Source organism: Mycobacterium sp., assembly GCF_032159765.1.
In the GTDB taxonomy this organism is placed as follows: domain Bacteria; phylum Actinomycetota; class Actinomycetes; order Mycobacteriales; family Mycobacteriaceae; genus Mycobacterium.
Genome location: NZ_JAVHWM010000006.1, coordinates 1 through 20,876, shown reverse-complemented (window position 1 = coordinate 20,876; position 20,876 = coordinate 1). Strand labels below are relative to the sequence as shown.

Sequence of the window (20,876 nt, the reverse complement as noted above, 5' to 3'; positions counted from 1 at the left end):
TGAAGATCGGCCTGTCCGAGGGCGGCATCGGCTGGATCCCCTACATCCTGGAGCGCTGCGACAGCGTGTGGCGAAAGCACCGCTTCTACAACAACATCAACCAGGATCACCCGCCGAGCTACCTGTTCAAGAAGCACATCCACGGCTGCTTCATCGAAGACAACTTCGGCGTGGACGTCCGCCACTACATCGGCGTCGACCGGATCACGTGGGAGTGCGATTACCCGCACTCCGATTCGTTCTGGCCGCAGAGCCGCGAACGCGCCGCGCAGGCGTTGGAGAAGGTGCCCGACGACGAGGTCCATCGGATGGTCGAGCTGAATGCGCGTGAGTTCTACAACTTTCCGCGGGCGGCGTGACCGGAGACCGAGACGACGTGGACCGGATCGAGCAGCTTCCTCAATCGGACTGGACCGACCAGGATCTCCTCACCAAGGATGAGGCGCGCGAGCGTCTTGTCGGGGAGATCGGGCGCACCAGAGCCCGATTCGACGAAGTCAAGGCCGGCACCGGCGACGCGGCGCAGCGCGAGGCTGAGCTCACCCTGCTGGCCCGTCGACTCAATGCGATGGAGTCGATCCGCGACGAGTACAACGACTATCTCGACGGCAAGTGATTCCGACCCGTTCGAGGCCAAGGAGTAGGAGTAACGGTGTCGGCTTCCCCTGATGTCGTAGAGGACGTCGATGCGCTGCGTGCGGAGATCCGCTCGTTTCTGGACAACGCCCCCAAGCCTGCCGGATTGCGGAATTACGGGCCCACGCCCACCGCCGAAGACGTTGCGCCGGGCAGGCAGTGGCATCGCTATCTTGCCGATCACGGCTACACCTGCTTGCACTGGCCGCGCGAATTCGGCGGCGCCGCAGCCTCGGTCGCGTATCAGGCCGCCTTTGCCGAGGAGTGCGCCCGCGCCGGCGTGCCCCGTCAGCTGAACATCACCGGCGCCGACCTGGTGGGTCCGGTGATCATCAAGTTCGGCACCCCAGAGCAGCAGCAGCGCTACCTCGAGCCGATCAGGACGGGCGACGACGTCTGGTGCCAGCTGTTCTCCGAGCCCGGCGCGGGTTCCGACCTGGCGAGCGTGCGCACCCGCGCCGAACGCACACCTACAGGCTGGCGGATCGACGGCCAGAAGGTGTGGAGTTCGGCGGCGGCATCGGCCGACTACGGTCTGCTGCTCGCGCGAACCGGTCCGGACAAGCACTGCGACCTGTCGATGTTCGTGGTGCCTATGGGCATTCCTGGGGTCACGGTACGCCCGCTGACCCAGATGGACGGCGAGAGCAAATTCAATGAGGTCTTCTTCGACGGCGCCGAACTCGACGACGACCATCTGATCGGTGAGGTCGGGCAGGGCTGGTCGGTGGCGATCGTGACGTTGGGCCGAGAACGATTGACGTTGGGCTCTCAGGCGGTGTCGATGTTCCGGATACACGAACGCATGGTCGAGGCCGCCCGCGACCGCGATCTGCTGGACCCGGTGCTGTCGCGGTCGATGACCAAATTGTGGGCTCGAATGTGGCTGCTGCGGTACACATGGCAGCGCGCCATCGACTCCGGCGACCTCACGTCGTCGGCCTTCTCCGTGCTCAAGCTGATGACGTCGGAGACAGATCAGGATCTTGGTGACATGGCCACCGAGGTGCTGGGCACCGACGCGTGCATCGACCCGGCGGATGACGATCTCGTGCATCACATGCTGGTCGGCCGTGCGCAGACCATTCTGGGTGGCACCAGCGAGATTCAGCGCAACATCCTCGGTGAACGTGTACTGGGGCTCCCCAAAGAGCCGCGGTGACAACGGATTTGAGCTCTTCCGCCCTGACCGGCGCACTGCGTGCCGCGCTTCGGCCAGCGATGACGGTGGCCCTTGGCGACGGCGTAGGTGCGCTGCGTTGCCTCGACGACGGCACACCCGTCGGCGCGGCGCTGAGCACGGCGGCCCGCGAGGTCGGTTCAGTGCGGTTGGTGCTCGGCTGGCTTCCAGCCCCAGTAGACGGCCTGGAGGCCGATGCGTTCGGCGATGTGGCCGCCCTGATGCCGGGCTGGGGTGTTCGCGACGTATTACGCACGCCGACAGCACGTTTCATACCAACTCGACTCTCGGCCATCGGCGCGTTGCTCGCCGGGGCGCTGCGGCCCGACCTGTTGATCACCCGGCTCGTCGAACGCAACGGCCAACACCATTTCGCGACCGAAGTGTCCTGGCAGCGTGAACTCGTGCAGGCCGGAATACCCGTGCTGGCGATCGTGGACAGCACGGCGCCGATGGCCAGCGCTGTGCCTGCGCTGGATTCCGCTCAGGTCACGGTGGTCGGGCACTGCGCCGACGGTCCGATGCGGCTGCCACCCAAAGCTCCCGAGGCGATGCACGACGCACTCGCCGACGCCGTGCTGCGGTTCGTGCCGGACGGGGCCAGGCTGCAATACGGGCCGGGCCAGCTGGGTACCGCGCTGCTGAACCGCACAAGGGTGCCGCTGCAGATCGACACGGGAATGCTCACCGATGCCGTCGTCGACCTCGAGCGGCGCAGATTGTTGGCCGCTACGCCGTCGGCGACGTATCTGATGGGCGGCGACGTCCTCTACGACTGGGCGGACGGCAAGCCCATCCTGCGCGGTATCGAATACACCCACGACCTTTCGCGGCTCGCCCACGGCGCGCCGTTCATCGCAGTCAACACAGCGATCGAGATCGACCCGTACGGTCAGATCAACGTCGAGGGCGTCGGCGACAAGGTGGTCGGCGGGATCGGGGGGCACCCCGACTACTGCGCTGCCGGCGCGATGAGCCGCGGTGGGTTGTCCATCATCGCCGTGCCGTTCTCGACCAATGGCCGCTCACCCCTGGTTGAGCTGCTGAGCCGCCCGGCCTCCACCCCCGCCCACGACGTCGACGTGATCGTCACCGAGTCAGGCCACGCCGACCTGCGCGGTGCCGACTGGTCGCAACGCCGGCACCTGATCACCGAATTGTTCTCAGATTGAAGGAGATAACGACCCTGGCTTCGGCCGCGACGGATCCGGCGGCGACGGAGCCGGTCCCGCGGCCGACGTCGTCGCCGAGATCGAAGCCGAAGGCGGCAAGACCGTCGCACACACCGGCTCGGTGTCGGCATGGGACGACGTAGCCGACATGATCTCCACCGCCGTGGACACGTTCGGGTCGCTTACCGGTGTGGTGAACAACGCAGGCATTCTGCGCGATTCGATGGTCGCAGTCTCCAGCGAGGCAGATTGGGACGCGGTCATCGCCGTGCATCTCAAGGGCACCTTTGCCGTCACTCGGCATGCCTGCGAGTACTGGCGAGCACAGTTCAAGGCAGGCAACCCGATTGACGCGCATATCGTCAACACGGTCTCCGGCGCCGGCCTGTGGGGCAACGTCGGGCAGAGCGCTTACGGCGCGGCGAAGGCCGCAATCGCCAACCTGACGTTCGTCACGGCGATGGAGGCCGCGCGTTACGGCGTTGCGGTCAATGCGATCTCACCTCTGGCGATGTCGCGGATGACCGCCGATGTCTTCGGCGCCCGCGCCGACGATCCTGCGCTGGATCCGGCCCGCAGCTCCGCCGTGGTGGCCTGGCTGCAATCCGCGCAGTCGTCCTGGCTGACCGGCCAGATCCTGCGCATCAACGGCGACAAGCTGACCCGCATCGAAGGTTTCACTGAGCTGCCTGGCGCCTATCACGCCAAAGACGGTGCCTCTCTGGAATTTTCGGAGGTCGGTCAGGCAGTCAGCTGGCTGTACGGCACCTCGCCTCGCGGCCTGGCCGGGCCGCTACCCACGACCTAACCTCCCTAACCTCGTGCCGCGAGCAGACGCATATGTCCCCGACACGCCGCGCGAATGGGCACTTTTGCGTCTGTTCGCGAGAGAAAGTCAGCTGAGGACGCGGCGCGCTCGGACGTCGGGAAGGTGGCGCTCCGCGAGTTCGTAGTCTGCGTCGTCATGGAGTACTACCAGGCCCCTCGCCGCCGCGGTGCCGCAGATGAGGAGATCGACGATCGACAGGGCGCGCACCGCACCCGCCCCCGCGAGCCGGTGCTGTGCCGAATCGATCCACCGCCACACCGATTTCGGCACAGGCACATCGGGGTAGACGTCACGAAACGTCTGGTTCATCTCATCGAATTCGGCCGCAGTCCGGGCCGATCGACGGAACTCGGCTCGCTGTGGCTCGCACGAACCGACGCCCCCATTGACAAGCGAGGAATTCCACGCCTCGGTGAGTTCCGGTTGTCGTTGCAGGCGCCAAACCGCAGAAGAATCCACCAGGAAGAAGATCAACTCCCGACGGCCTTTTCGTCGGCACGCGCGGCGAGCCAGCCCTCGTAGTCCCAACCCTTCGCGTGTTCGCGGGACCGTGCCAGCGCCTCGATGCGCCGGAATCGCTCGACGTAATCGCGCATCGCGAGGTTCACGGCGTCCTTCTTGGTGTGCACTCCGGCGATCCGCATCACCTCGGTTAGCGCTTCGTCGTCGAGGTCGATCTGTGTCACCGCCATGTCCGCTCCAAATGTTGGTGATGTATGGCACAAGCATACATTGCCTACACACACCCGACCGCGTGGCTACGGCGCGCCCCCGTCGGCGAAGATCGTCTGTCCGGTGACGAACGCGCAGACGTCCGACAGCAGAAACGCGATCAGCGCGCCGATTTCCTCCGGCTGACCGGGGCGTCCGAGAGCGGCGTCGAACCCGAAGTCCTCCACTAATGCCCGCTCCAATGCCTCCTCGTACGCGTAGCCCTTGCTCTCGGCGACGTATCCGCGGAGGGCATGCAACACATCGGTCTCCACCGCACCCGGAGCGACGCTGTTGGCACGGATGCCCGACTTGCCATGCGTGCGTGCGATGCCACGGGTGAACGTGGCGACGGCAGCCTTGAGGCTGGCGTAGGGCAGTCGCGGTTCGTGCGGTGACCGCGCGGAGTACGCGGCCGTCGTCACGATCGCGCCCCGGGTGAGCTCTAGGTGCGGCAGCGCCGCCTGAACACTGCGAGTGGTCGCCAGCAGCACGTCGTGGAACGCCGTGTCCCAGGCGTCGTCGTCGGAGTCAATCGGCATCATCCCCGCGGTGCCCATGGTGATCGCGATGCCGTCCAGCCGGCCCAGGATCCGGGCGGCCTCGTCAACGGCGGTGACCGCCATCCCCGGCTGACTCACGTCGAAGGCCAGCCCGTGTGCCGACGCGGCGCCCGCTTCGGCGATCTCGGCCGCAGCGCCCTTGGCCCGCTCGGCATCTCGTCCGACCACTACGACGGCAGCACCCTCGCGCGCGAGGGTCAACGCCGCCGCCAGTCCCATGCCTGCCGTTCCGCCGACGACGACATATCCTTTGTCGCGCACCCGAAGATCCACGGTTTACCCGCCTTTCGGTTGGGACGACCACATCAGAGCTTGACGACGATAGCCTGCGTCAGTGCCACGATGATGCCGAGCACCACCAGGAAGGCCACGCAGCCTGCGACAAGTCTCCGCGTCTCCTGCCACAGCGCGGCGTTGCTCTGCGGCGGCAGGTAGAACTCCGCGGGCATGTCCTTCATCCTGGCGCGCTTGTACCGATTGGAATCGTCCATGTCTTCGGCGTCCTCTCTGGTCACGGGATGTAGGGGCTGTCTGAGCCGGTCATCGCGCGTATGACCACCAGCGGGACGACGAGGAACACGAAGAACGTGACCTGGAAGACGACGAACCAGGCTCCCAGCCGCATCAACTCGAATCCCCAACGGGGAATGGTGACTTCGTAGTTGAGGTGAGCCTGCGCCTGCGGATGACGTCGGCCGTGGCCAGGACCAGGACCAGGCTGGCGACGATCGGTATCACCCAGTTGAAGACCCACACTCCGCCCGGGTGGAGCGTGGCGGGGGGAACCAGCTGCTGTGCCGCGAAGAACAATGCGCCTCTTCCTGTGTCAGGCGAAGAACTTGAGCGGCCGCTCGACGAACTCGAACACCACACCATCCGGGGAGCGTAGGAACGCGATGTGCAACCCCTCGATCTTCGTGCCCGGCAACGGGCACCACACCGGATCCCCCATGCGCTCAACCGAATCGGGCAGGTTCTTCAGCGCGTCCTGCAGGTTCTCTACCCGAAGCGCGCAGCGGTAGAGCCCCTGCTGATTGCCACCCCAAGGCACCGGTTGCAGGCCGCGGGTGTCCGGGTGCGTCGCGACGACGACGCTGAACTGATGACCATCCTCTGCGAGCGCGTACCGCGACACCACGAATTCGACCGGATCTGGCGATCCGCCCGGGGCGAGTTGCTCGGCGGCGACGTTGGCGGGTGTGGGCGCCTCCACCTCGATGAAGCCGATCGTGGTGAGAAACTCCCCTGTCGCCACCGAATCGATTGCAGCAATGCGGATTCCAGCAAAATGGGCGCCGGGCTTTTCACTCGGAGCTTCGGCAATCTCGACCACGGTGCCGTCGGGGTCGCTCACGAGCACCGACTTGTCCCCGGAAATCAGGCCGTCGACGGGTTCACCTACGGCGAACCCTGTTTCACGCAGCTTGTCGGCTGCGCCGGCAACGTCGGGCACCGTCATGAGAGTCGACCGGATGCCCGGGCGAGTGGGATCGCTGCTCGTGTCACGCTTCAGGGCCGGGCGGTGATATTCGATGGCCTCCAGCGCGCAGCCCCCGCGTCCTCCCCGTGAGTCGTAGAGAAACGCTGTCTCACAATAGGTTTCGCCATCGAGACCGAGGATACTCCCGTTTGTGGCAATAACCGGATCAGTTCGCATCCTGGCCGAGAGCCCGAGCCGGCCCGCGTAGAAGTCTTCGGTGGCGTCCAACGACGCGCAGTTGAGGTTGACGTGCAGGAAGCGCCGAGCGAGATTCTCCGCATGCACTACAGAACGACCGAGTCAATCTTGAACTGGATGATTTCGTCCTCGCTGAAGCCGAGTTCGGCGAGCACCGTGTCGGTGTGCTCACCGTGCTCGGGCGCCCGCTCCAGATCCAGCGGTGTTTCGTCGAACTGAACGGGACTCGCCGCCAAAGCAAATTCGATGCCATCCGGGTTGGTTGCACGCGGTAGGTATCCGTTGATCACGGCCTGCTCGTCGCTGTGTACCTCGTGCGCGGTGTGCATGATGTCCCACACCCCCTCGAAGCCGGCAAAGGCCTTCTCCCAGTGGGAGAGATCCTCGGATTGGAATGTCCTACGCAGTTCGGCGATGCACTCGACCCGGTTGCCGAATCTCACCATCGCGTTGGCGTAGCGCTCGTCGTCAATGAGGTCGGTCCGGCCGAGCCGGGTACAGAAATCCGACCAGAACCGGTCAGCCTGCAACAGCACAAAGGCGACGAATCGACCGTCCTTGGTCTTGTAGATGCTGGCGACCGGGTTGGGCATCTCCGCAAGGTTGAACTTCGGGATGTCCTGTCCAGTGATGCCCGCGCCGACGATGTCGGGGCCCAGCTGCCAGATCGCGGCGTTCAGCAGCGACACGTCGACGACGGACGGCTCTCCGGTCCGCTCTCGCTTCAGGAGCGCTCCGGCGATACCGGCGGCGATGGACAACCCGCCGTAGACATCTCCGAAGGCGGGCCGCTGAATCGGCGGATACGAGCCGTCGCCGAGGGAGTAGGCGTCTCCGATACCGCCGCGTGCCCAGTAGGCCGCTAGATCGAAGCCGCCCTGGGCGGCCAGTGGACCCTTGGTGCCGTAACCGTGGCCGCGGGCATAGATGATCTTGGGGTTGCGGGCCCGGATCTGCTCGAGGTCGATACCCATTCGTTCGCGGGAGTCGGGAAGCAGATTGGTCAGGAAGACATCCGCGGTCTCGACGATCTTCATCAGCAGCTCGAGTCCGTCGGGCGTGCTGGTATCGATGGCGACGCTGCGCTTACCCCGGTTCGGTTGCTCGACAAAGTGATTGACGTCGCCGGCACCGGAGACGATGCCCGAGCTGATCAGACCACGCTGCGGATCACCGGTCTCGGGATGCTCGATCTTGATGACGTCGGCGCCCCAGTCGGCCAGCACGGCACCGGCGGCAGGCACGAACGTCCACGCCGCGATTTCGACGACGCGGATTCCACTGAGAATGTCGCTCACTGTGCCGCCTCCAGGGGGTAGCCGATTGTCTTGGTCTGCAGGTGCTGCTCGAAGCCCTCGATGCCGTTCTGGCGACCGATACCGCTCATCTTGTAGCCACCGAACGGCGCGTCGGCGCCGTAGTACATGCCGCTGTTGATCATCAGCGAACCGGTGCGGATGCGGCGGGCCACCGCCATCGCCCGCTCATTGGATCCCATGATCCCGCCGGCCAGACCGTAGGTCGAGTTGTTCGCCATCTCGACGGCACCGTCGTCACCGCCGTCGTAGGGGGTGATGGACAGGACCGGACCGAAGACTTCCTCCTGGAAGATCGTGTGATCCGGGGCGACGTCGGCGACGACCGTCGGGGCGACGAAGTAGCCGCGCTCCAGGCCGTCGGGCACGCCGCCGCCTGCCGTGATCCGGCCGCCGTCGGCCTTCGCTTTCTCGATGTAGCTCAACACCCGCTCCCGCTGCTTCGCCGAAACCAGCGGGCCGCAGAACGTACTCGGGTCGGCCGGGTCACCCACGGTCAGGGCGCCGAACGTCGCCGACGCAACTTCGACAGCCTGGTCGCAATGCGAGCGCGGCACCAACATCCGGGTCGCCAGCGCACAACCCTGACCGGAGTGCATCAGCGCGCCGATACAGCCGGGCAGTGCCTGCTCCATGTCGGCGTCGTCGAGCAGGAGGTAGGCCGACTTGCCGCCGAGTTCGAGCATGTTGCGCTTCATGGTGTCCCCGGACAGGCGCTGGATCAGCTTGCCGACCGCTGTCGAACCGGTGAACGAGACCATGTCGATCCGCGGATCGGTGGCGAGCACCTGAGCGATGTCGTTGTCCGATGCAGGGACGATGTTGACGACACCGGCGGGGATGTCGGTCTTCTCGGCGATGATCCGGCCCCACCGTAGCGCGCTCCACGGCGTTTCGATGGCCGGCTTGAGCACCATCGTGTTGCCGGTGGCCAGAATCTGGCCCACCTTGTTGCTAATGATCTCGAAGGGGAAGTTCCACGGAGTGATCGCGCCGACCACACCCATCGGCTCCTTGACCACGACGCGGTTGTAGGGCACACCCATCTTGGCGTCCTGGTCCAGCATGCGCTCCCACTGGAAGGTCGAGATCAGCGCGGCGGGGTACCGGATGGCATCGGCCAGCGGCCACTCGAGCTGCGCTATGTAGGTCATCCCCACGGTCGCGCCGACCTCGGCGATCAGCTCTGCGCGGATGTCTTCCTTTTCCTCCTGAAGCGCGTCGTGCAACTGCATCAGGCAGTGCTGACGGAAGTCGTGATTGGTCGACCAGTCGGTCGTGTCGAAAGCGCGCCGGGCGGCCTCGATGGCCTCGTCCATGTCCAGGGCACTGGCATCGGTGGCGACGCCGAGCACCTCTTCATTGGCCGGGTTGATGTTGTCGACGGTCCGTCCGGTTGACGATTCCCGCAATTGGCCGTCGATGAACAGTCGGGTTTCGGGGTTGAAGCTAACGGTGGCGGCGGCGATGGGTGAAGCCGTCATTGGCAGTCCCTCTCACATAGGCGTGGGCGTGAGCTATTGTACTCAATTATAGATAACTGTTTAGCGGATTCGGTCGCGCGGGGCGAGTCCGGGGCTTCAACAGAGGGGGGAACGGCTTGTCCGCCCCAGTCGACAGCGCTGTAGCCGGCCACCGACAAGACGAGTATGTCGCGCACATCGCGGTGTACCGCGAGGACTTCAGGCAATGGCTACGCGAGTTGGACTGGGCCGACGAGTGGCGTTCTGTGCACTTCGACAATGCCGAAGACGAACTCGCCTATCACGCCACGATCCTGTCCCGCGTCCACGAAGCCGGATGGAACCGGTACGGCTGGCCTGAGGCGGCCGGCGGTTTCGGAGGCACCGAGATCCATCGCGCGGTCTACTTCGAGGAGTTGGCTGCGGCGATGCTGCCCGTTCCGGAGCAGCACTGGACGCTTGAGGTGCTCGGCCCGGCGCTTTTCAAGTACGCGCCTGAGCTGGCCGCCGAGTACCTGCCGAACTACCTGCGCGGCGCCGAGTGGTGGGGGCAGTGTTTTTCTGAGCCGGAGGCAGGCAGCGACCTGGCCGGGCTACGGTGCCGGGCCACGGACGACGGAACCGGTGGCTTCGTTCTGAACGGGCAGAAGATCTGGACCAGTCAGGGCCCGACCGCCACGCGGTTTCTGGTACTGGCGCGCACCGGCACGCCCGAAAGCCGTCACCGCGGTCTGAGCACGTTCCTCGTCGACGCCGACGCCCCCGGTGTCACCGTCCGGCCGATCACGCTGGCCAGCGGTCGCCGCGAGCTGGCCGAGGTCTTCTTCGACGACGTCCGCGTGCCGCACGAACGGCTGATCGGCGACGCCGACGGCGGCTGGGCCGTGGTGATGTACCTGATGCAGTACGAGCGCGGCATGTACGGCTACGCGGTAACGACCACAGCCCTGACCGAACTGAGCCGATTGCGAGCCGCGATGGCCGTCCACGGCGCGTCAGCTGCCAACCGCGAGCGTTTCGCACGGATCTACGTGGCGGTGGTGGCCGCACAGGCACGCGGCGCGACCACGGTGCGGGCGCTGGCTGAGGGCCGCATGGTCGGCCCCGAGAGCAGCGTCGACAAGCTGCTGTTCGCCAGAGCGGAAAAGGACATCAACGACCTCATCCTCGACGTGCGTCGCGAGTGGATGATCGCCGGAGCCGCCCCGGCGGCGACATCCAACTCCGGAGCCGGATCCGACGGCGCCAAGGAACTCAACGCGGCACGCGCGAAATGGTGGTACACCCGGGCCGCGACGATCATGGGAGGTAGCGCCGAGGTTCAGCGCGGCATCATCGCCGACCATCTACTGGGCCTCCCCAAGGAGCGCAAGTGAGCGCGCCCGACGAATCGTGGCCGATGATCGAGGAAGCCGTCTTCCGGCTCTTCGACGAATCGGCGGCCAAGAATCCGGGCGAGCACGTCGCGATCGGGCCACCGCTGGAAGAACTCGGTTGGTCGGACATCGAGGCCGAGTACCCAATTCAGGCTTGCGAGTTGCTGTTTCGCGCCCAGGGCCGTGCGCTGCTCAATTCGGACTGCCTCGACAAGGTTATGCTGGCCGAGCTGGCCCCGCTGGTGGACGGGCAGGTCGACGGCATCGTATTGCCCAGCCTGGCAGGCGGTTACGCGCCCAGTGCCGATGCTGAACACATCACCGGAATTGTGCTCGGGCCGCTGCCGAGTGCAGGGCGCCTCGCGGTCCCGGTAGCGGGTCCAGAGGGCTCCGTCTCCCTTGGAATCGTCGACACCGACCGGCTCGAGGGCGTGCGGTTGGACACCTTCGACCCGTCTGCATACTGGACGCAGGTAAGCGGCGCGGTGACCGGTGACCTGGTGGACGCTTCGTCGGAGTGGAGCCGCGCCATAGCCGGCGCGCACCGGGCGCTGGCCACCGAACTCGTCGCGCTGGCGGACGAAGCGCTGCGCATCGCCGTCGAGCACGTCACGGTCCGCATCCAATTCGGTACACCCATCGGCTCATTCCAGTCGCCACGGCATTTACTCGCTGATGCATCGGCGGGTTTGGAAGGCGCGCGCGCCCTGCTGGACGAATCGTGGCGGTATGGCGGGGAACTGTCAGCCTTGCTCGCCAAGGCTGCGGCGGGGCGAGCGCATCGGGCCGTCTCCGACGCGGCCATGCAGGTGTGCGGCGCGATCGGGCTGACAATCGAGCACGACCTGCACCGGTATGTGACCCGCGGTTTTCAGATCGACTCGCTGTGCGGCTCCTACCAGCAACTCGAGGCGCTGCTCGCAGACCGCCTCTTTTACGATTACTCCCCTGGCCGCGCGCTGCCCGCCATCGTTTCCTGGGCCGAATAGAAGGAAGTACATGCGCCGCAACATCTTCGAGGAGATCCACGACGACTTCCGGGCCACCGCCCGGGAGTTCTTCGAGCGCGAATGCGTGCCGAACGTCGAGAAGTGGGAACGCGACGGCGAAGTGAGCCGCGAGGCGTGGCTCGCCGCAGGCGAACACGGCCTGATCGGCTGGGAGTTCGACGAGCAGTACGGCGGCCTCGGGGTCAACGACTTCCGGTTCAACCAGATCATCTCCGAGGAGATGTTCCTGACCGGATCGGTCGGCATCGGCCTTGGCGTGCAGAACGACATCCTGATGCCGTACATGAACCACCTCACCACCGAGGAACAGAAGGAGCGCTGGCTACCCAAGTTCGTCAGCGGTGAGTACATCGGCTCGATCGCGATGTCCGAACCTGCGGCCGGCTCCGACCTGGCGGGCATCAAAACCACCGCCCGCGACGAAGGTGACCACTGGGTGGTCACCGGCCAGAAGACCTTTATCAGCAACGGGCTGCTGTCCAAGCTGGTGCTGACCGCGGTGAAGACCGACCCGTCGGCGCGACACAAGGGCATCAGCCTGCTGATGATCGAGGACGGCATGGAGGGGTTCACCCGCGGCCGCAAGCTCGACAAGATCGGCCAGCACTCCGCCGACACCGCCGAGCTCTTCTTCGAGGACGTGAAGGTGCCGAAGGGGAACCTCGTCGGAGAACTCAACCGCGGCTTCTACCATCTGGTCTCCAACCTGGCGAGCGAGCGCGTTGGGGTCGCCTGTTATGCCCTGCCCGCCGCTCGCAGAGCACTGGACCTCACTAAAGCCTATGCGCTGGAACGGATTGCATTCGGTCAGCCAATCGGCAAGTTTCAGGTGAACCGGCATTTCCTGGCCGAGATGCAGACCAAGCTCGACGCTGCCCAGACGTATCTCGATCAGTGCGTGCTCTCGGTCAACGACGGCACGCTGAGCGATCAAGACGCCGCAGGCCTTAAGTGGTGGACTTCGGAGGTCCAGTGGGAGATCATCGACCGCTGCCTGCAGTTGCACGGCGGCTACGGCTACATCAACGAGTACGAGGTAGCCCGGCTGTGGCGTGACTCACGGGTGCAGCGGCTGTATGCGGGCACCACCGAGATCATGAAGGACCTCATGGGACGGGCGATGGGGTACTAGGGATGACGTTGGTCACTGGCAGTCGCCAATCCCCAGCTCTGGGCGGGGATTCGGTTAACCTGACTCAAATAGCTAATTGATTCGCGCGTTGCACTAACGGTGGAGGTTGTAATGGAGGTCACCAGTCTTCGGGAGCCGAAGATGGCCGATCGAGTGGCCACGGTGCTGCGGCGGATGTTCATCCGGGGCGAGATCACCGAAGGCACGATGCTGCCACCGGAGTCCGAGCTGATGGAGCGCTTCGGGGTGTCGCGCCCGACGCTGCGGGAAGCGTTCCGCGTGCTTGAGTCGGAATCCCTGATCCAGGTCCAACGCGGGGTGCGCGGCGGCGCTCGCGTCACCCGCCCCCGGCGCGAGACGCTGGCCCGCTACGCCGGCCTGATCCTCGAGTACGAGGGCGTCCGGGTGAAGGACGTGTACGACGCCAGGGTGACGCTCGAGGTGCCGATGGTCGAGCAGTTGGCCAAGGACCGCAATCCCAAGGTGATCGCCGAACTCGAGCAGATCGTCGAACGCGAGTCGCAGCTGAATCCCGGTAGCGACGCCGTCGATCAGCTCACCGACTTTCACGCCGCGATCGCGCGGTTGTCCGGCAACAGCACGCTGCAGATCGTCAGCGACATGCTGCATCACATCATCGAGAAGGCCAACCGCTCGTTGCAGCCCACCAAGGGGGCACGCGCCGAGCAGGCGGTCCGCCGATCGGCCAAGACCCACCGGATGGTGCTGGACATGATCAAGGCGGGCGATGCCGAGAAGGCCGGCGAGCTGTGGAAGCGGCATCTGCAGAAGGCGGAGGAGTTCGTCCTGACGGGGGCCGAATTGTCCACTGTCGTAGATCTTCTCGAGTGACGGCGGTCGACGAGCGGGAGCGAGAAGTCCAGCACGACATCGAGACACCCGACCCGGTCCAGCTTCGATTTGGAATCGATTTTCTCGCGGCAAGCCTCACCGATGCGACGATCGTGATGTCGATGCCGATGGCGGGGTTACGCAATCCGTTCACCGGCGCTCCCGCCTTTGCGCCGCTCGCCATTCTCGTCGATTCCGCGGCCGGCATGGTGAACCACTATCGCCGCCGTGCCGATCAGTGGACGGTATCGAGCGAGCTGTCGGTGGACGCCGGCCCGGGCTGCTTCGAGGCGATCGCCGAGACGGCTTCGCCCGTCGTCGCTCGCGCCCACGCAGTGGGTCCCGTCGCCACCACGTCGTTGGCGATCTGCACGCTTTCCTGCGGTGAGGTCGTCATCGGCACGGGCACAGTCCGCTCGTTGTTCATTCCGGCTGAAGGCGTCACCAACGACCGGCCGGCCCAAACCCCAACACACGCAATCGAACCCACGCTGGCGAATCTGATGGCAGTCCAGGTCAGAGCGGTCGAGGACGGAGATGTGGTGTTGGATCAGCTCGCCGACCCCGATCTGGACAACGACATCGGCATCGTGCACGGCGGCACCGCGGCGGCCGGTCTTGAACTGACCGCGTCCGCGGCGATGAACCACGATCGGTCGGCCGGTCTCCTCCAGACTGCGTCCCTGCGGGTGAACTTCCTGCGGCCGTTCATGTCTGGCACCACCACGCGATACATCGGCACACCGTTTCGGGTGGGCCGAAGGACCGGGATCGGTGACGCACGTGCGATCGGCGACGACGGCAAGGTCGCGATCACGGCGCGGGCAACCGCCTACCGCTGACGGCCTACTTCTTCGAGCGGGCCCGGAAGGCCGCCACGCGCTCCTTGAACTCCGGTGTGGAGAACGAGGTCAGCTCCTCGGCCAACGCGTACTCCAGCACGCCCTGCGCGGCGCGGGCCAGGTGCATGTTGAGCGCGACCTTCGACGACCGCAAGGCCTGCGGCGGAAGGGCGGCGAACCGTTCACCGAGTGCCAGCGCCTCGTCCAGCACGGAGTCGTCACTGACCACCTTGGTGACCAGGTTCAGCTTCTCCGCGATCGGCGCGGTGATCCGATCCCCCAACAGGACATACTCTTTGGCTTTCATCATGCCGATCAGCAGCGGCAGCATCGCCGCGCCGCCGTCACCCGCGGTCAGCCCGACCGCGACATGCGGGTCGGCCAGGTAGCTGCTCTCGCCCATCACCAACAGATCGGACAACAGGGCGATCGAGCAGCCGAGTCCCACCGCAGGTCCATTGACCGCGGACACCAGCGGCTTGGGGAAGTTGATCACCTCGAGGAAGACCGTGCGGGCTTCGTGGATCTGGAACGCGCGCGCTACCTCGTCCTCGATCAGACGACCGAACATCACCATGTCACCGCCGGCCGAGAACGCTTTGCCCACACCGGTAGTCACGACTGCCTTCACGTCGTCGTCGGCATCCAGCACCTTCCAGATGGTGGCGAACGCGTGGTGCACCTCTTCGGTGACAGCGTTGAATGCCTCAGGGCGGTTGATGCTCACGACGTGGACGTTGCCGCGCTTCTCCACCAACAGCCAGGGGGCGAACTGCTCGTAGCCTGCCAGAATGGCGATCTCGGTGCTCATTTCTCGACTCCCGCTCGCTCCGGTCCTCGCTCGTGCCTCGCTGCGATCCTCACTTGCGATCGCCTTCGGAAGTCGTCATGTGATGTCCCGTCAGTTCTTTTCGTTGGAGAGGATCGTGACAGCGGAGACCGCGGTCGGGCCGCCGATGTTGTGGGCCAAGGCGACTCGCGCCCCGTCGACCTGATTCTCGGCCTCACCGCGAAGCTGGTTGAACAATTCGTAGCACTGTGCCACACCGGTCGCACCGGGCGGGTGACCCTTGGCCTTCAGTCCTCCGCTCGGGTTGACGGGAATCGATCCCCCGACGTAGTGCTCGCGACCCTCGACGAGTTTGTAGGCCTCGAACCGGTTGGCGAAGCCGAGATCCTCGTAGCTGATCAGTTCGACCCCGGTGAAACAGTCGTGAACCTCCGCGACGTCCACATCGCGGGGGGTCAAGCCGGCCATCTTCATCGCCGCTTTGGCCGCACGCACCGTCGGCGGGAAGGTCGTCATGTCGGCCTTGTGCTGGTGCATCACGCGATCCATGCCCAACCCCATACCACGCACCCAGACAGGCCGGTCGGTGTAGCGGTCCACAACGTCCTCGGCGGCCAGGATCACCGCGGCGGCGCCATCGCTTTGCGGAGTGCAGTCGTAGAGTCCGAACGGCTCGACCACGATCGGTGCCGCCAACGCCTGCTCGACGGTGATCTCGTAGCGCAGTTGGGCTTTCGGGTTCTTCAACCCGTGAAAGTGATTCTTCACCGCCACCATCGCCATGTGTTCCTTGGTCGCAGGCGACTCGTGCAGGTAGCGAATGACGTGCAAGGCGAAGTTCGCGGGCGCGACCAGCCCCAGCGGATAGTCCCACGCGTTGTCCCGGGTCATCGCTGCCCAGTCCCAAAACGTGGTGTTCGACGACGTCTCGCGGACCTTGTCGGCGCCGACCACCAATACCACGTCGTAGAGTCCTGAAGCGATGGCAATGGTGGCATTGCGGATCGAGTCATTGCCGGTGGCACAGGCGTTTTCGATGCGGGTGACCGGGATATCGATCAGGTCGAGGGTGTCGGCCAGGATGCCCGACGGGAACCCGTCGGTGGTGGACAGCTCCCCGAACCAGGCGGCCTCGATCTCCGATTTCTTGATGCCCTTATCGACATTGGCGACGCAGTCGGCGTATGCCATGGGGATCAGGTCCTTGATGCTGAGGCCGAAATGCTCGGCGAACGGAGTCATCCCCGCCCCGACCATTGCGACGTTCCTCATGCCTGCACTCCTTCCGCACTCGTGGGCCAAAACGCGTACCCGTAGTCGGGAATGCCTGCACGGTCGGCGATCTTGCGAAGGACCACCGAGCCAGCCTGACCGACGGTGGCCTCGCCCGCTGGTACACCGGTGACCTTCATCAGCACCCGCACGGGACAGCCGTCGAGCTGCACGACAGCGATCGAATACGGGCTGGGCAGGTCTGGTACCGGGATCCGAATAGTGGTGTGGGTGTATACGGTTCCGGTGCGCGGCAACGGTTCCAGCCGGTAATCGGTGACCAATTCACCGTCATCGTCGACTCGGGCGCGCGGCGGGAATTGCGGCGCCGTGTCGATTCCGGGTCGTTCCTCGAACACCGCCGCCTCCCAGCGCAATTTCGGTTCGAACGCGCGGGCGTAGGCGGGCAGGGAGATCGGGATGCCGTTGCCGTCGGCGGTGCGGAATGTGGGCAGCTCCCGCTCCGGCGCCTCGTCCCGATTGATAGTCGGCGCCACCGGCACTCCGGTCAGTTCGGCGGCCGTCACACTGGACTGCTCGACGACCAGCAGCAGACCGGCGGCCTGACCATTCTCGACTAGATCGGCGAGTGCCCGGATAACTCCGGACGCCGACGAGATCGGGGTTTCGATCGCACCCACGGCGTTGATATCGCCACCGAGTTCCTTGGCCTTCGCCCCGACGACTGCCGCAACCGTCGCAGATTCGGGCAGGCCCAGTCGGGCGACGGTCGACTTGACCCCGATTTCGCGCTGCAAGCGCGGGTCGGCGTAGTTGTGCCGCCTGCCGTCCTCACCTCGCGTGGTGACAGGCAGGCTACGGGTCTGCCTGGCTATCGGCGCCAGGCTCAGGCCTTCAGCGCCGATCAAAACCGCGCCAGCCGCGGCAATAGTTGCGGAGTCGTCGGCGGCCAGCACGAGGGTTCCCTCGGCCGCGGCAAGAATCTGGTCGAGTACCGCGGGCGCCCCACCCAGCACTTCACTGACCGCCACGTCGGCAGGCAGCGACAGTCCGGCCAGCAACACCGCGCCGTTGCCGCCCTCCAAGAGCGGAAAGTCGCGCGATACGAGCACGACCCGCGTCGCCGTCGCGTCGGGGTCCGCTGCCCGCCCTGCGGCGACCGCCATGGTGAGTGCATCCTCGTCGGGGCCTTTTACCCGCCGATCTCGCACCGCCCAGGGCGGGAGGTAGGTGCCGATCGAGACGACCTCGGTCATGGAGCCTCGCTTTGGTTCGTGGGCGCGTTACGTCGCTCAACTAATACGCTATATAGTTATAGCATTCGAGAGCACGGCCGCGTGTCGGTGGAGGGGTCAGCGAACAGTGAGTAATACCGATCCTCGCACTCTGAAGGATCGCGTGGTCGTGGTGACCGGCGCGAGCCGAGGAATCGGGGCCGCCATCGCCGTGCGGGCCGCAGCGGACGGCGCTGCCGTCGCCTTACTGGCCAAGACCGTGACACCCAACCCCAAGATCGCGGGCACCCTGGACGAGACCGCCGACGCCGTGCGGGCGGCCGGTGGGCATGCGTTGCCGGTCGCTTGCGACGTGCGCGACGCTTCCGCGGTGGCGTCGGCCATCGACACTGTCGCTGAGTCGTTCGGCGGCGTCGACGTCGTGATCAACAATGCGGGCGCGCTTGATCTGCGGCCGACCGCAAGCCTGCCGCCGAAGAGCTTGCGCCGATTGCTGGAGATCAACGTCGAGGGGCCGTTCGCCGTGGTGCAGGCCGCGCTGCCGCATTTGCGCCGATCGGCCAACGCGCACGTGGTCAATGTCTCTCCTCCGCTGAGCTTGGAGCCTAGGTGGGTAGGCGCACACGTCGGCCACACTGTGGGTAAGTACGCAGAAAGCCTGCTGACGCTGGGCTGGGCCGACGAGTTCGCCGAGATTCCGATTGCAGTGAACTCGCTGTGGCCTGCCACCACGGTGGCCAGTACCGGGATGATGGTCGCGATGGGAGAAGCTGCCGTACTCGCGCAGGCCCGCAGTCCGCAGATCATTGCCGACGCGGTGCACGCGCTTGTCACCCGCTCGGCGGCGTCCTGCAGCGGTCACTTCTACACCGACGAGGAGATCCTTCGCGAGGAGGGTGTCGACGACTTCTCGGGGTACCGGTTGGCTGCGCGCGAGGACGATCTGGCGCCCAACTTCTACCTTCCGTCGGCCCCACTGCCGTCCGCCTAGGAGTCATCTGATGAGTTCTTTCGACGCGCTCAGCGCCCGTGAGCCGGAGTTGGTCAAGCTCCGCTCGGCGGTGCGGGACTTTCTGCGGTCCGACCGCGCCGAGTTCAGCTGGGTGCCCGCGGTCGACGCCTGGCTTGGTCAGTGGGACGAGGACTTCTCCGCACGTCTGGGCGCAGCAGGGTTCCTCGGTCTGACCATCCCCAAGCGCTACGGCGGCCACGAACTGGGCCACCTGCACCGCTACGTCGTGACCGAGGAACTGATCGCGGCGGGAGCGCCGGTGGCCGCGCACTGGACCGCCGACCGTCAGGTCGCGCCGAGTCTGCTGAGCTACGGATCAGACGAGCAGCGCGACCGCCTGCTGCCGAAGATCGTTGCGGGCAAGCTCTATTCGTCGATCGGGATGAGCGAGCACGGCGCGGGTTCCGATCTTGCGGCGGTGTCGACCAAGGCCACCAAGACTGACGGCGGCTGGTTGCTCTCCGGCACAAAGGTGTGGACCAGCGGAGCGCACTACGCGCATCAGGTGGTGGTGCTGGCCCGCACCAGTCCTGCGGACCCGGAGCACCGACACGCCGGTTTCAGCCAATTCCTGGTTCCCTGCGACGCCGAGGGTGTCCGGATCGAACCCATCTTGCTGATGTCGGGCGCCCACCACTTCAACGAAGTGATCATGGATTCGGTTTTCGTCTCTGACGCCGACGTGCTCGGGGAGATCGGCAACGGCTGGCACCAGGTAACGTCCGAGTTGTCGTTCGAGCGCAGTGGGCCCGAACGCATTCTGTCCACGGGGCCGCTGCTCTTTGCGGCGATCCGCGCGCTCGGCGCAGGACGCTTGCCCGACGACCGGACCGCCGCCGACGTCGGCGACCTGCTGGCCCGGCTGATCTCGCTGCGGCAGCTGTCGCTGTCGGTGGCCCGCACGCTGACCGGCGGTGGCGATGCGGCGAATCTGGCGGCACTGGTGAAGGACCTGGGCACCCGCTTCGAGACCGAGTCTGTCGAGATGATCGCCGACCTGCTGGAGGGCGCACCTCCGAACCCCGAGCTGGAGTCGATGCTCACCACCGCGTGGCTGCACAAGCCGATGTTCACCCTGCGCGGCGGCACCAACGAGGTGCTGCGGGGCGTGGTTGCTCGCGGAATGGGCTTGCGTTGAGCGCGCTCGCGGGTGGCGTCTTCGCTACAACCACGCAGGACGACGACGCCGAGTTGCGTGGGTTGGTGGACGACATCGGGCGGCGCTCCTACGACGCAGGGATGGGCCGCCGACGGGTGCCGGATCAGTTCGACGAAGAGCTCTGGCGCAACCTCGAGGACACCGGGCTGGCGCGCCTGACGAGCACACTGGGCATGGGCGCGGGACCGCACGAGCTGGCGATCGCGCTCTACGGTGTCGCCCGCCATGCCGGCGCGGTGCCGTTGGCCGAAACCGACGCTCTCGCAGGCTGGCTCGGGCAGCAGGTCGGTATTGAGCTGCCCGGCGGTCCGTTGACCGTCGCGATCGCCGACGCAGAGCCCGAGGGCGGACGGGTCGCCGGCACCGCGCTGGCCGTGCCGTGGGCGCGGTCGTGCACCACGGTGCTCGCCGTTGGCGGTCGCGACGAACTGCGGGTCGGCGTGCTCGACCCGTCGTCCGGCACCCTGCACGAAAGCCACAACCTGGCCGGAGAACCTCGCGATTCGATCGCATTCGACGTGTCGGCCGACCAGTTGCAGGTCGCGGACCCGTCAGTGGGTCTCGAGCTCGCGCAGCGGGGCGCCTGGTCGCGCTGCGTACAGATCATCGGCGCCCTGGACGCGGCCGCCGCGCTGTCGGTGGAACACACCGGCCAGCGCGTGCAGTTCGGCCGTCCACTCAGTGCGT

General features: G+C 65.8%; 20 protein-coding genes and 4 pseudogenes. 13 read left to right on the top strand and 11 right to left on the bottom strand.

Annotated elements, in window-relative coordinates; all coding sequences use genetic code 11:
* The 5 genes and pseudogenes from QOH60_RS00915 to QOH60_RS00895 form a co-directional block, all read left to right on the top strand.
* Window positions 1-359: amidohydrolase family protein (locus tag QOH60_RS00915; protein ID WP_526416122.1), on the top strand; the 359-nt coding region annotated here is incomplete at its 5' end.
* Complete coding sequence (locus tag QOH60_RS00910; RefSeq protein ID WP_526416120.1) at window positions 356-616, top strand: hypothetical protein; 261 nt, start codon at window positions 356-358, stop codon at window positions 614-616. The genes QOH60_RS00915 and QOH60_RS00910, both read left to right, overlap by 4 nt.
* A gap of 36 nt (window positions 617-652) precedes the next feature.
* Window positions 653-1,798 (top strand): acyl-CoA dehydrogenase family protein, encoded by a 1,146-nt coding sequence (locus tag QOH60_RS00905; RefSeq protein ID WP_526416118.1) that lies wholly within the window; start codon window positions 653-655, stop codon window positions 1,796-1,798.
* A gap of 59 nt (window positions 1,799-1,857) precedes the next feature.
* Window positions 1,858-2,988 (top strand): acetyl-CoA hydrolase/transferase C-terminal domain-containing protein, encoded by a 1,131-nt coding sequence (locus QOH60_RS00900; RefSeq protein WP_526416126.1) that lies wholly within the window; start codon window positions 1,858-1,860, stop codon window positions 2,986-2,988.
* Window positions 2,989-2,995: 7 nt separating this feature from the next.
* Window positions 2,996-3,796: pseudogene (locus QOH60_RS00895) on the top strand (SDR family NAD(P)-dependent oxidoreductase); the annotation flags it as partial.
* A gap of 87 nt (window positions 3,797-3,883) precedes the next feature.
* On the opposite strand, the pseudogene QOH60_RS00890 reads toward QOH60_RS00895, so the two are convergent.
* The 8 genes and pseudogenes from QOH60_RS00890 to QOH60_RS00855 all read right to left on the bottom strand — a co-directional run bounded on the left by QOH60_RS00890 (window position 3,884) and on the right by QOH60_RS00855 (window position 9,569).
* Window positions 3,884-4,259: pseudogene (locus QOH60_RS00890) on the bottom strand (PIN domain-containing protein).
* Between the two features lie 97 nt (window positions 4,260-4,356).
* Window positions 4,357-4,509 (bottom strand): annotated as a pseudogene (locus QOH60_RS00885) (type II toxin-antitoxin system VapB family antitoxin); the annotation flags it as partial.
* A 66-nt stretch (window positions 4,510-4,575) separates the two neighbouring features.
* Window positions 4,576-5,352, bottom strand: coding sequence for an SDR family NAD(P)-dependent oxidoreductase (locus QOH60_RS00880; RefSeq protein ID WP_526416116.1), 777 nt, complete (start codon window positions 5,350-5,352; stop codon window positions 4,576-4,578).
* 44 nt (window positions 5,353-5,396) lie between these two features.
* Complete coding sequence (locus QOH60_RS00875; protein WP_526416114.1) at window positions 5,397-5,606, bottom strand: DUF7156 family protein; 210 nt, start codon at window positions 5,604-5,606, stop codon at window positions 5,397-5,399.
* Window positions 5,603-5,845: a hypothetical protein gene (locus tag QOH60_RS00870; protein WP_526416112.1), complete on the bottom strand. Its 243-nt coding sequence runs from the start codon at window positions 5,843-5,845 to the stop codon at window positions 5,603-5,605. The genes QOH60_RS00875 and QOH60_RS00870 overlap by 4 nt, the downstream gene beginning before the upstream one ends.
* Before the next feature lie 72 nt (window positions 5,846-5,917).
* Window positions 5,918-6,856 (bottom strand): VOC family protein, encoded by a 939-nt coding sequence (locus QOH60_RS00865; protein ID WP_526416110.1) that lies wholly within the window; start codon window positions 6,854-6,856, stop codon window positions 5,918-5,920.
* A complete protein-coding gene (locus QOH60_RS00860) occupies window positions 6,856-8,067 on the bottom strand; it encodes a CaiB/BaiF CoA transferase family protein (RefSeq protein ID WP_526416108.1) in 1,212 nt (403 codons plus the stop codon). Before QOH60_RS00860 ends, QOH60_RS00865 begins: the two co-directional genes overlap by 1 nt.
* Window positions 8,064-9,569 (bottom strand): aldehyde dehydrogenase family protein, encoded by a 1,506-nt coding sequence (locus QOH60_RS00855; RefSeq protein ID WP_526416106.1) that lies wholly within the window; start codon window positions 9,567-9,569, stop codon window positions 8,064-8,066. Before QOH60_RS00855 ends, QOH60_RS00860 begins: the two co-directional genes overlap by 4 nt.
* A gap of 116 nt (window positions 9,570-9,685) precedes the next feature.
* Here QOH60_RS00855 and QOH60_RS00850 point away from each other — a divergent pair, with 116 nt between their 5' ends.
* The 5 genes from QOH60_RS00850 (at window position 9,686) to QOH60_RS00830 (ending at window position 14,760) form a co-directional block, all read left to right on the top strand.
* Window positions 9,686-10,924, top strand: a complete 1,239-nt coding sequence (locus tag QOH60_RS00850; RefSeq protein ID WP_526416104.1) for an acyl-CoA dehydrogenase family protein — start codon at window positions 9,686-9,688, stop codon at window positions 10,922-10,924.
* A 23-nt stretch (window positions 10,925-10,947) separates the two neighbouring features.
* Window positions 10,948-11,913: an acyl-CoA dehydrogenase family protein gene (locus QOH60_RS00845; protein ID WP_526416124.1), complete on the top strand. Its 966-nt coding sequence runs from the start codon at window positions 10,948-10,950 to the stop codon at window positions 11,911-11,913.
* Between the two features lie 10 nt (window positions 11,914-11,923).
* Window positions 11,924-13,066 (top strand): acyl-CoA dehydrogenase family protein, encoded by a 1,143-nt coding sequence (locus QOH60_RS00840; protein WP_526416102.1) that lies wholly within the window; start codon window positions 11,924-11,926, stop codon window positions 13,064-13,066.
* Between the two features lie 111 nt (window positions 13,067-13,177).
* Window positions 13,178-13,918, top strand: coding sequence for a FadR/GntR family transcriptional regulator (locus tag QOH60_RS00835; RefSeq protein ID WP_526416100.1), 741 nt, complete (start codon window positions 13,178-13,180; stop codon window positions 13,916-13,918).
* Window positions 13,915-14,760 carry a PaaI family thioesterase gene (locus QOH60_RS00830; RefSeq protein ID WP_526416098.1) on the top strand — a complete coding sequence of 282 codons (846 nt, stop codon included), beginning with the start codon at window positions 13,915-13,917 and terminating at the stop codon, window positions 14,758-14,760. Before QOH60_RS00835 ends, QOH60_RS00830 begins: the two co-directional genes overlap by 4 nt.
* 4 nt (window positions 14,761-14,764) lie before the next feature.
* Here QOH60_RS00830 and QOH60_RS00825 read toward each other — a convergent pair whose 3' ends face one another.
* From QOH60_RS00825 to QOH60_RS00815, 3 genes are all read right to left on the bottom strand, one after another.
* Window positions 14,765-15,571, bottom strand: a complete 807-nt coding sequence (locus QOH60_RS00825) for an enoyl-CoA hydratase/isomerase family protein (RefSeq protein ID WP_526416096.1) — start codon at window positions 15,569-15,571, stop codon at window positions 14,765-14,767.
* Window positions 15,572-15,661: 90 nt separating this feature from the next.
* The gene (locus tag QOH60_RS00820) at window positions 15,662-16,822 is read right to left on the bottom strand and encodes a thiolase family protein (protein WP_526416094.1); all 1,161 of its coding nucleotides are present in this window, start codon (window positions 16,820-16,822) and stop codon (window positions 15,662-15,664) included.
* The gene (locus tag QOH60_RS00815) at window positions 16,819-18,039 is read right to left on the bottom strand and encodes a Zn-ribbon domain-containing OB-fold protein (protein ID WP_526416092.1); all 1,221 of its coding nucleotides are present in this window, start codon (window positions 18,037-18,039) and stop codon (window positions 16,819-16,821) included. The genes QOH60_RS00820 and QOH60_RS00815 overlap by 4 nt, the downstream gene beginning before the upstream one ends.
* A gap of 106 nt (window positions 18,040-18,145) precedes the next feature.
* Between QOH60_RS00815 and QOH60_RS00810 the strand changes: the two genes are divergently transcribed.
* The 3 genes and pseudogenes from QOH60_RS00810 to QOH60_RS00800 form a co-directional block, all read left to right on the top strand.
* Entirely contained in the window at window positions 18,146-19,009 is an 864-nt protein-coding gene (locus tag QOH60_RS00810; protein WP_526416090.1) for an SDR family oxidoreductase, read from the top strand.
* A gap of 10 nt (window positions 19,010-19,019) precedes the next feature.
* On the top strand, window positions 19,020-20,168 hold the full coding sequence (locus QOH60_RS00805) for an acyl-CoA dehydrogenase family protein (protein WP_526416088.1): 1,149 nt from the start codon (window positions 19,020-19,022) through the stop codon (window positions 20,166-20,168).
* Window positions 20,165-20,876, top strand: a pseudogene (locus tag QOH60_RS00800) (acyl-CoA dehydrogenase); the annotation flags it as partial. The gene QOH60_RS00805 and the pseudogene QOH60_RS00800, both read left to right, overlap by 4 nt.

Bases quoted from the DNA above. Each gene is read 5' to 3' on its own strand.
- QOH60_RS00900 (WP_526416126.1), top strand. From the start codon at position 1,858: ATGACGGTGGCCCTTGGCGACGGCGTAGGTGCGCTGCGTTGCCTCGAC.
- QOH60_RS00855 (WP_526416106.1), bottom strand. From the start codon at position 9,569: ATGACGGCTTCACCCATCGCCGCCGCCACCGTTAGCTTCAACCCCGAA.
- QOH60_RS00845 (WP_526416124.1), top strand. From the start codon at position 10,948: ATGATCGAGGAAGCCGTCTTCCGGCTCTTCGACGAATCGGCGGCCAAG.
- QOH60_RS00840 (WP_526416102.1), top strand. From the start codon at position 11,924: ATGCGCCGCAACATCTTCGAGGAGATCCACGACGACTTCCGGGCCACC.
- QOH60_RS00835 (WP_526416100.1), top strand. From the start codon at position 13,178: ATGGAGGTCACCAGTCTTCGGGAGCCGAAGATGGCCGATCGAGTGGCC.
- QOH60_RS00825 (WP_526416096.1), bottom strand. From the start codon at position 15,571: ATGAGCACCGAGATCGCCATTCTGGCAGGCTACGAGCAGTTCGCCCCC.
- QOH60_RS00820 (WP_526416094.1), bottom strand. From the start codon at position 16,822: ATGAGGAACGTCGCAATGGTCGGGGCGGGGATGACTCCGTTCGCCGAG.
- QOH60_RS00815 (WP_526416092.1), bottom strand. From the start codon at position 18,039: ATGACCGAGGTCGTCTCGATCGGCACCTACCTCCCGCCCTGGGCGGTG.
- QOH60_RS00805 (WP_526416088.1), top strand. From the start codon at position 19,020: ATGAGTTCTTTCGACGCGCTCAGCGCCCGTGAGCCGGAGTTGGTCAAG.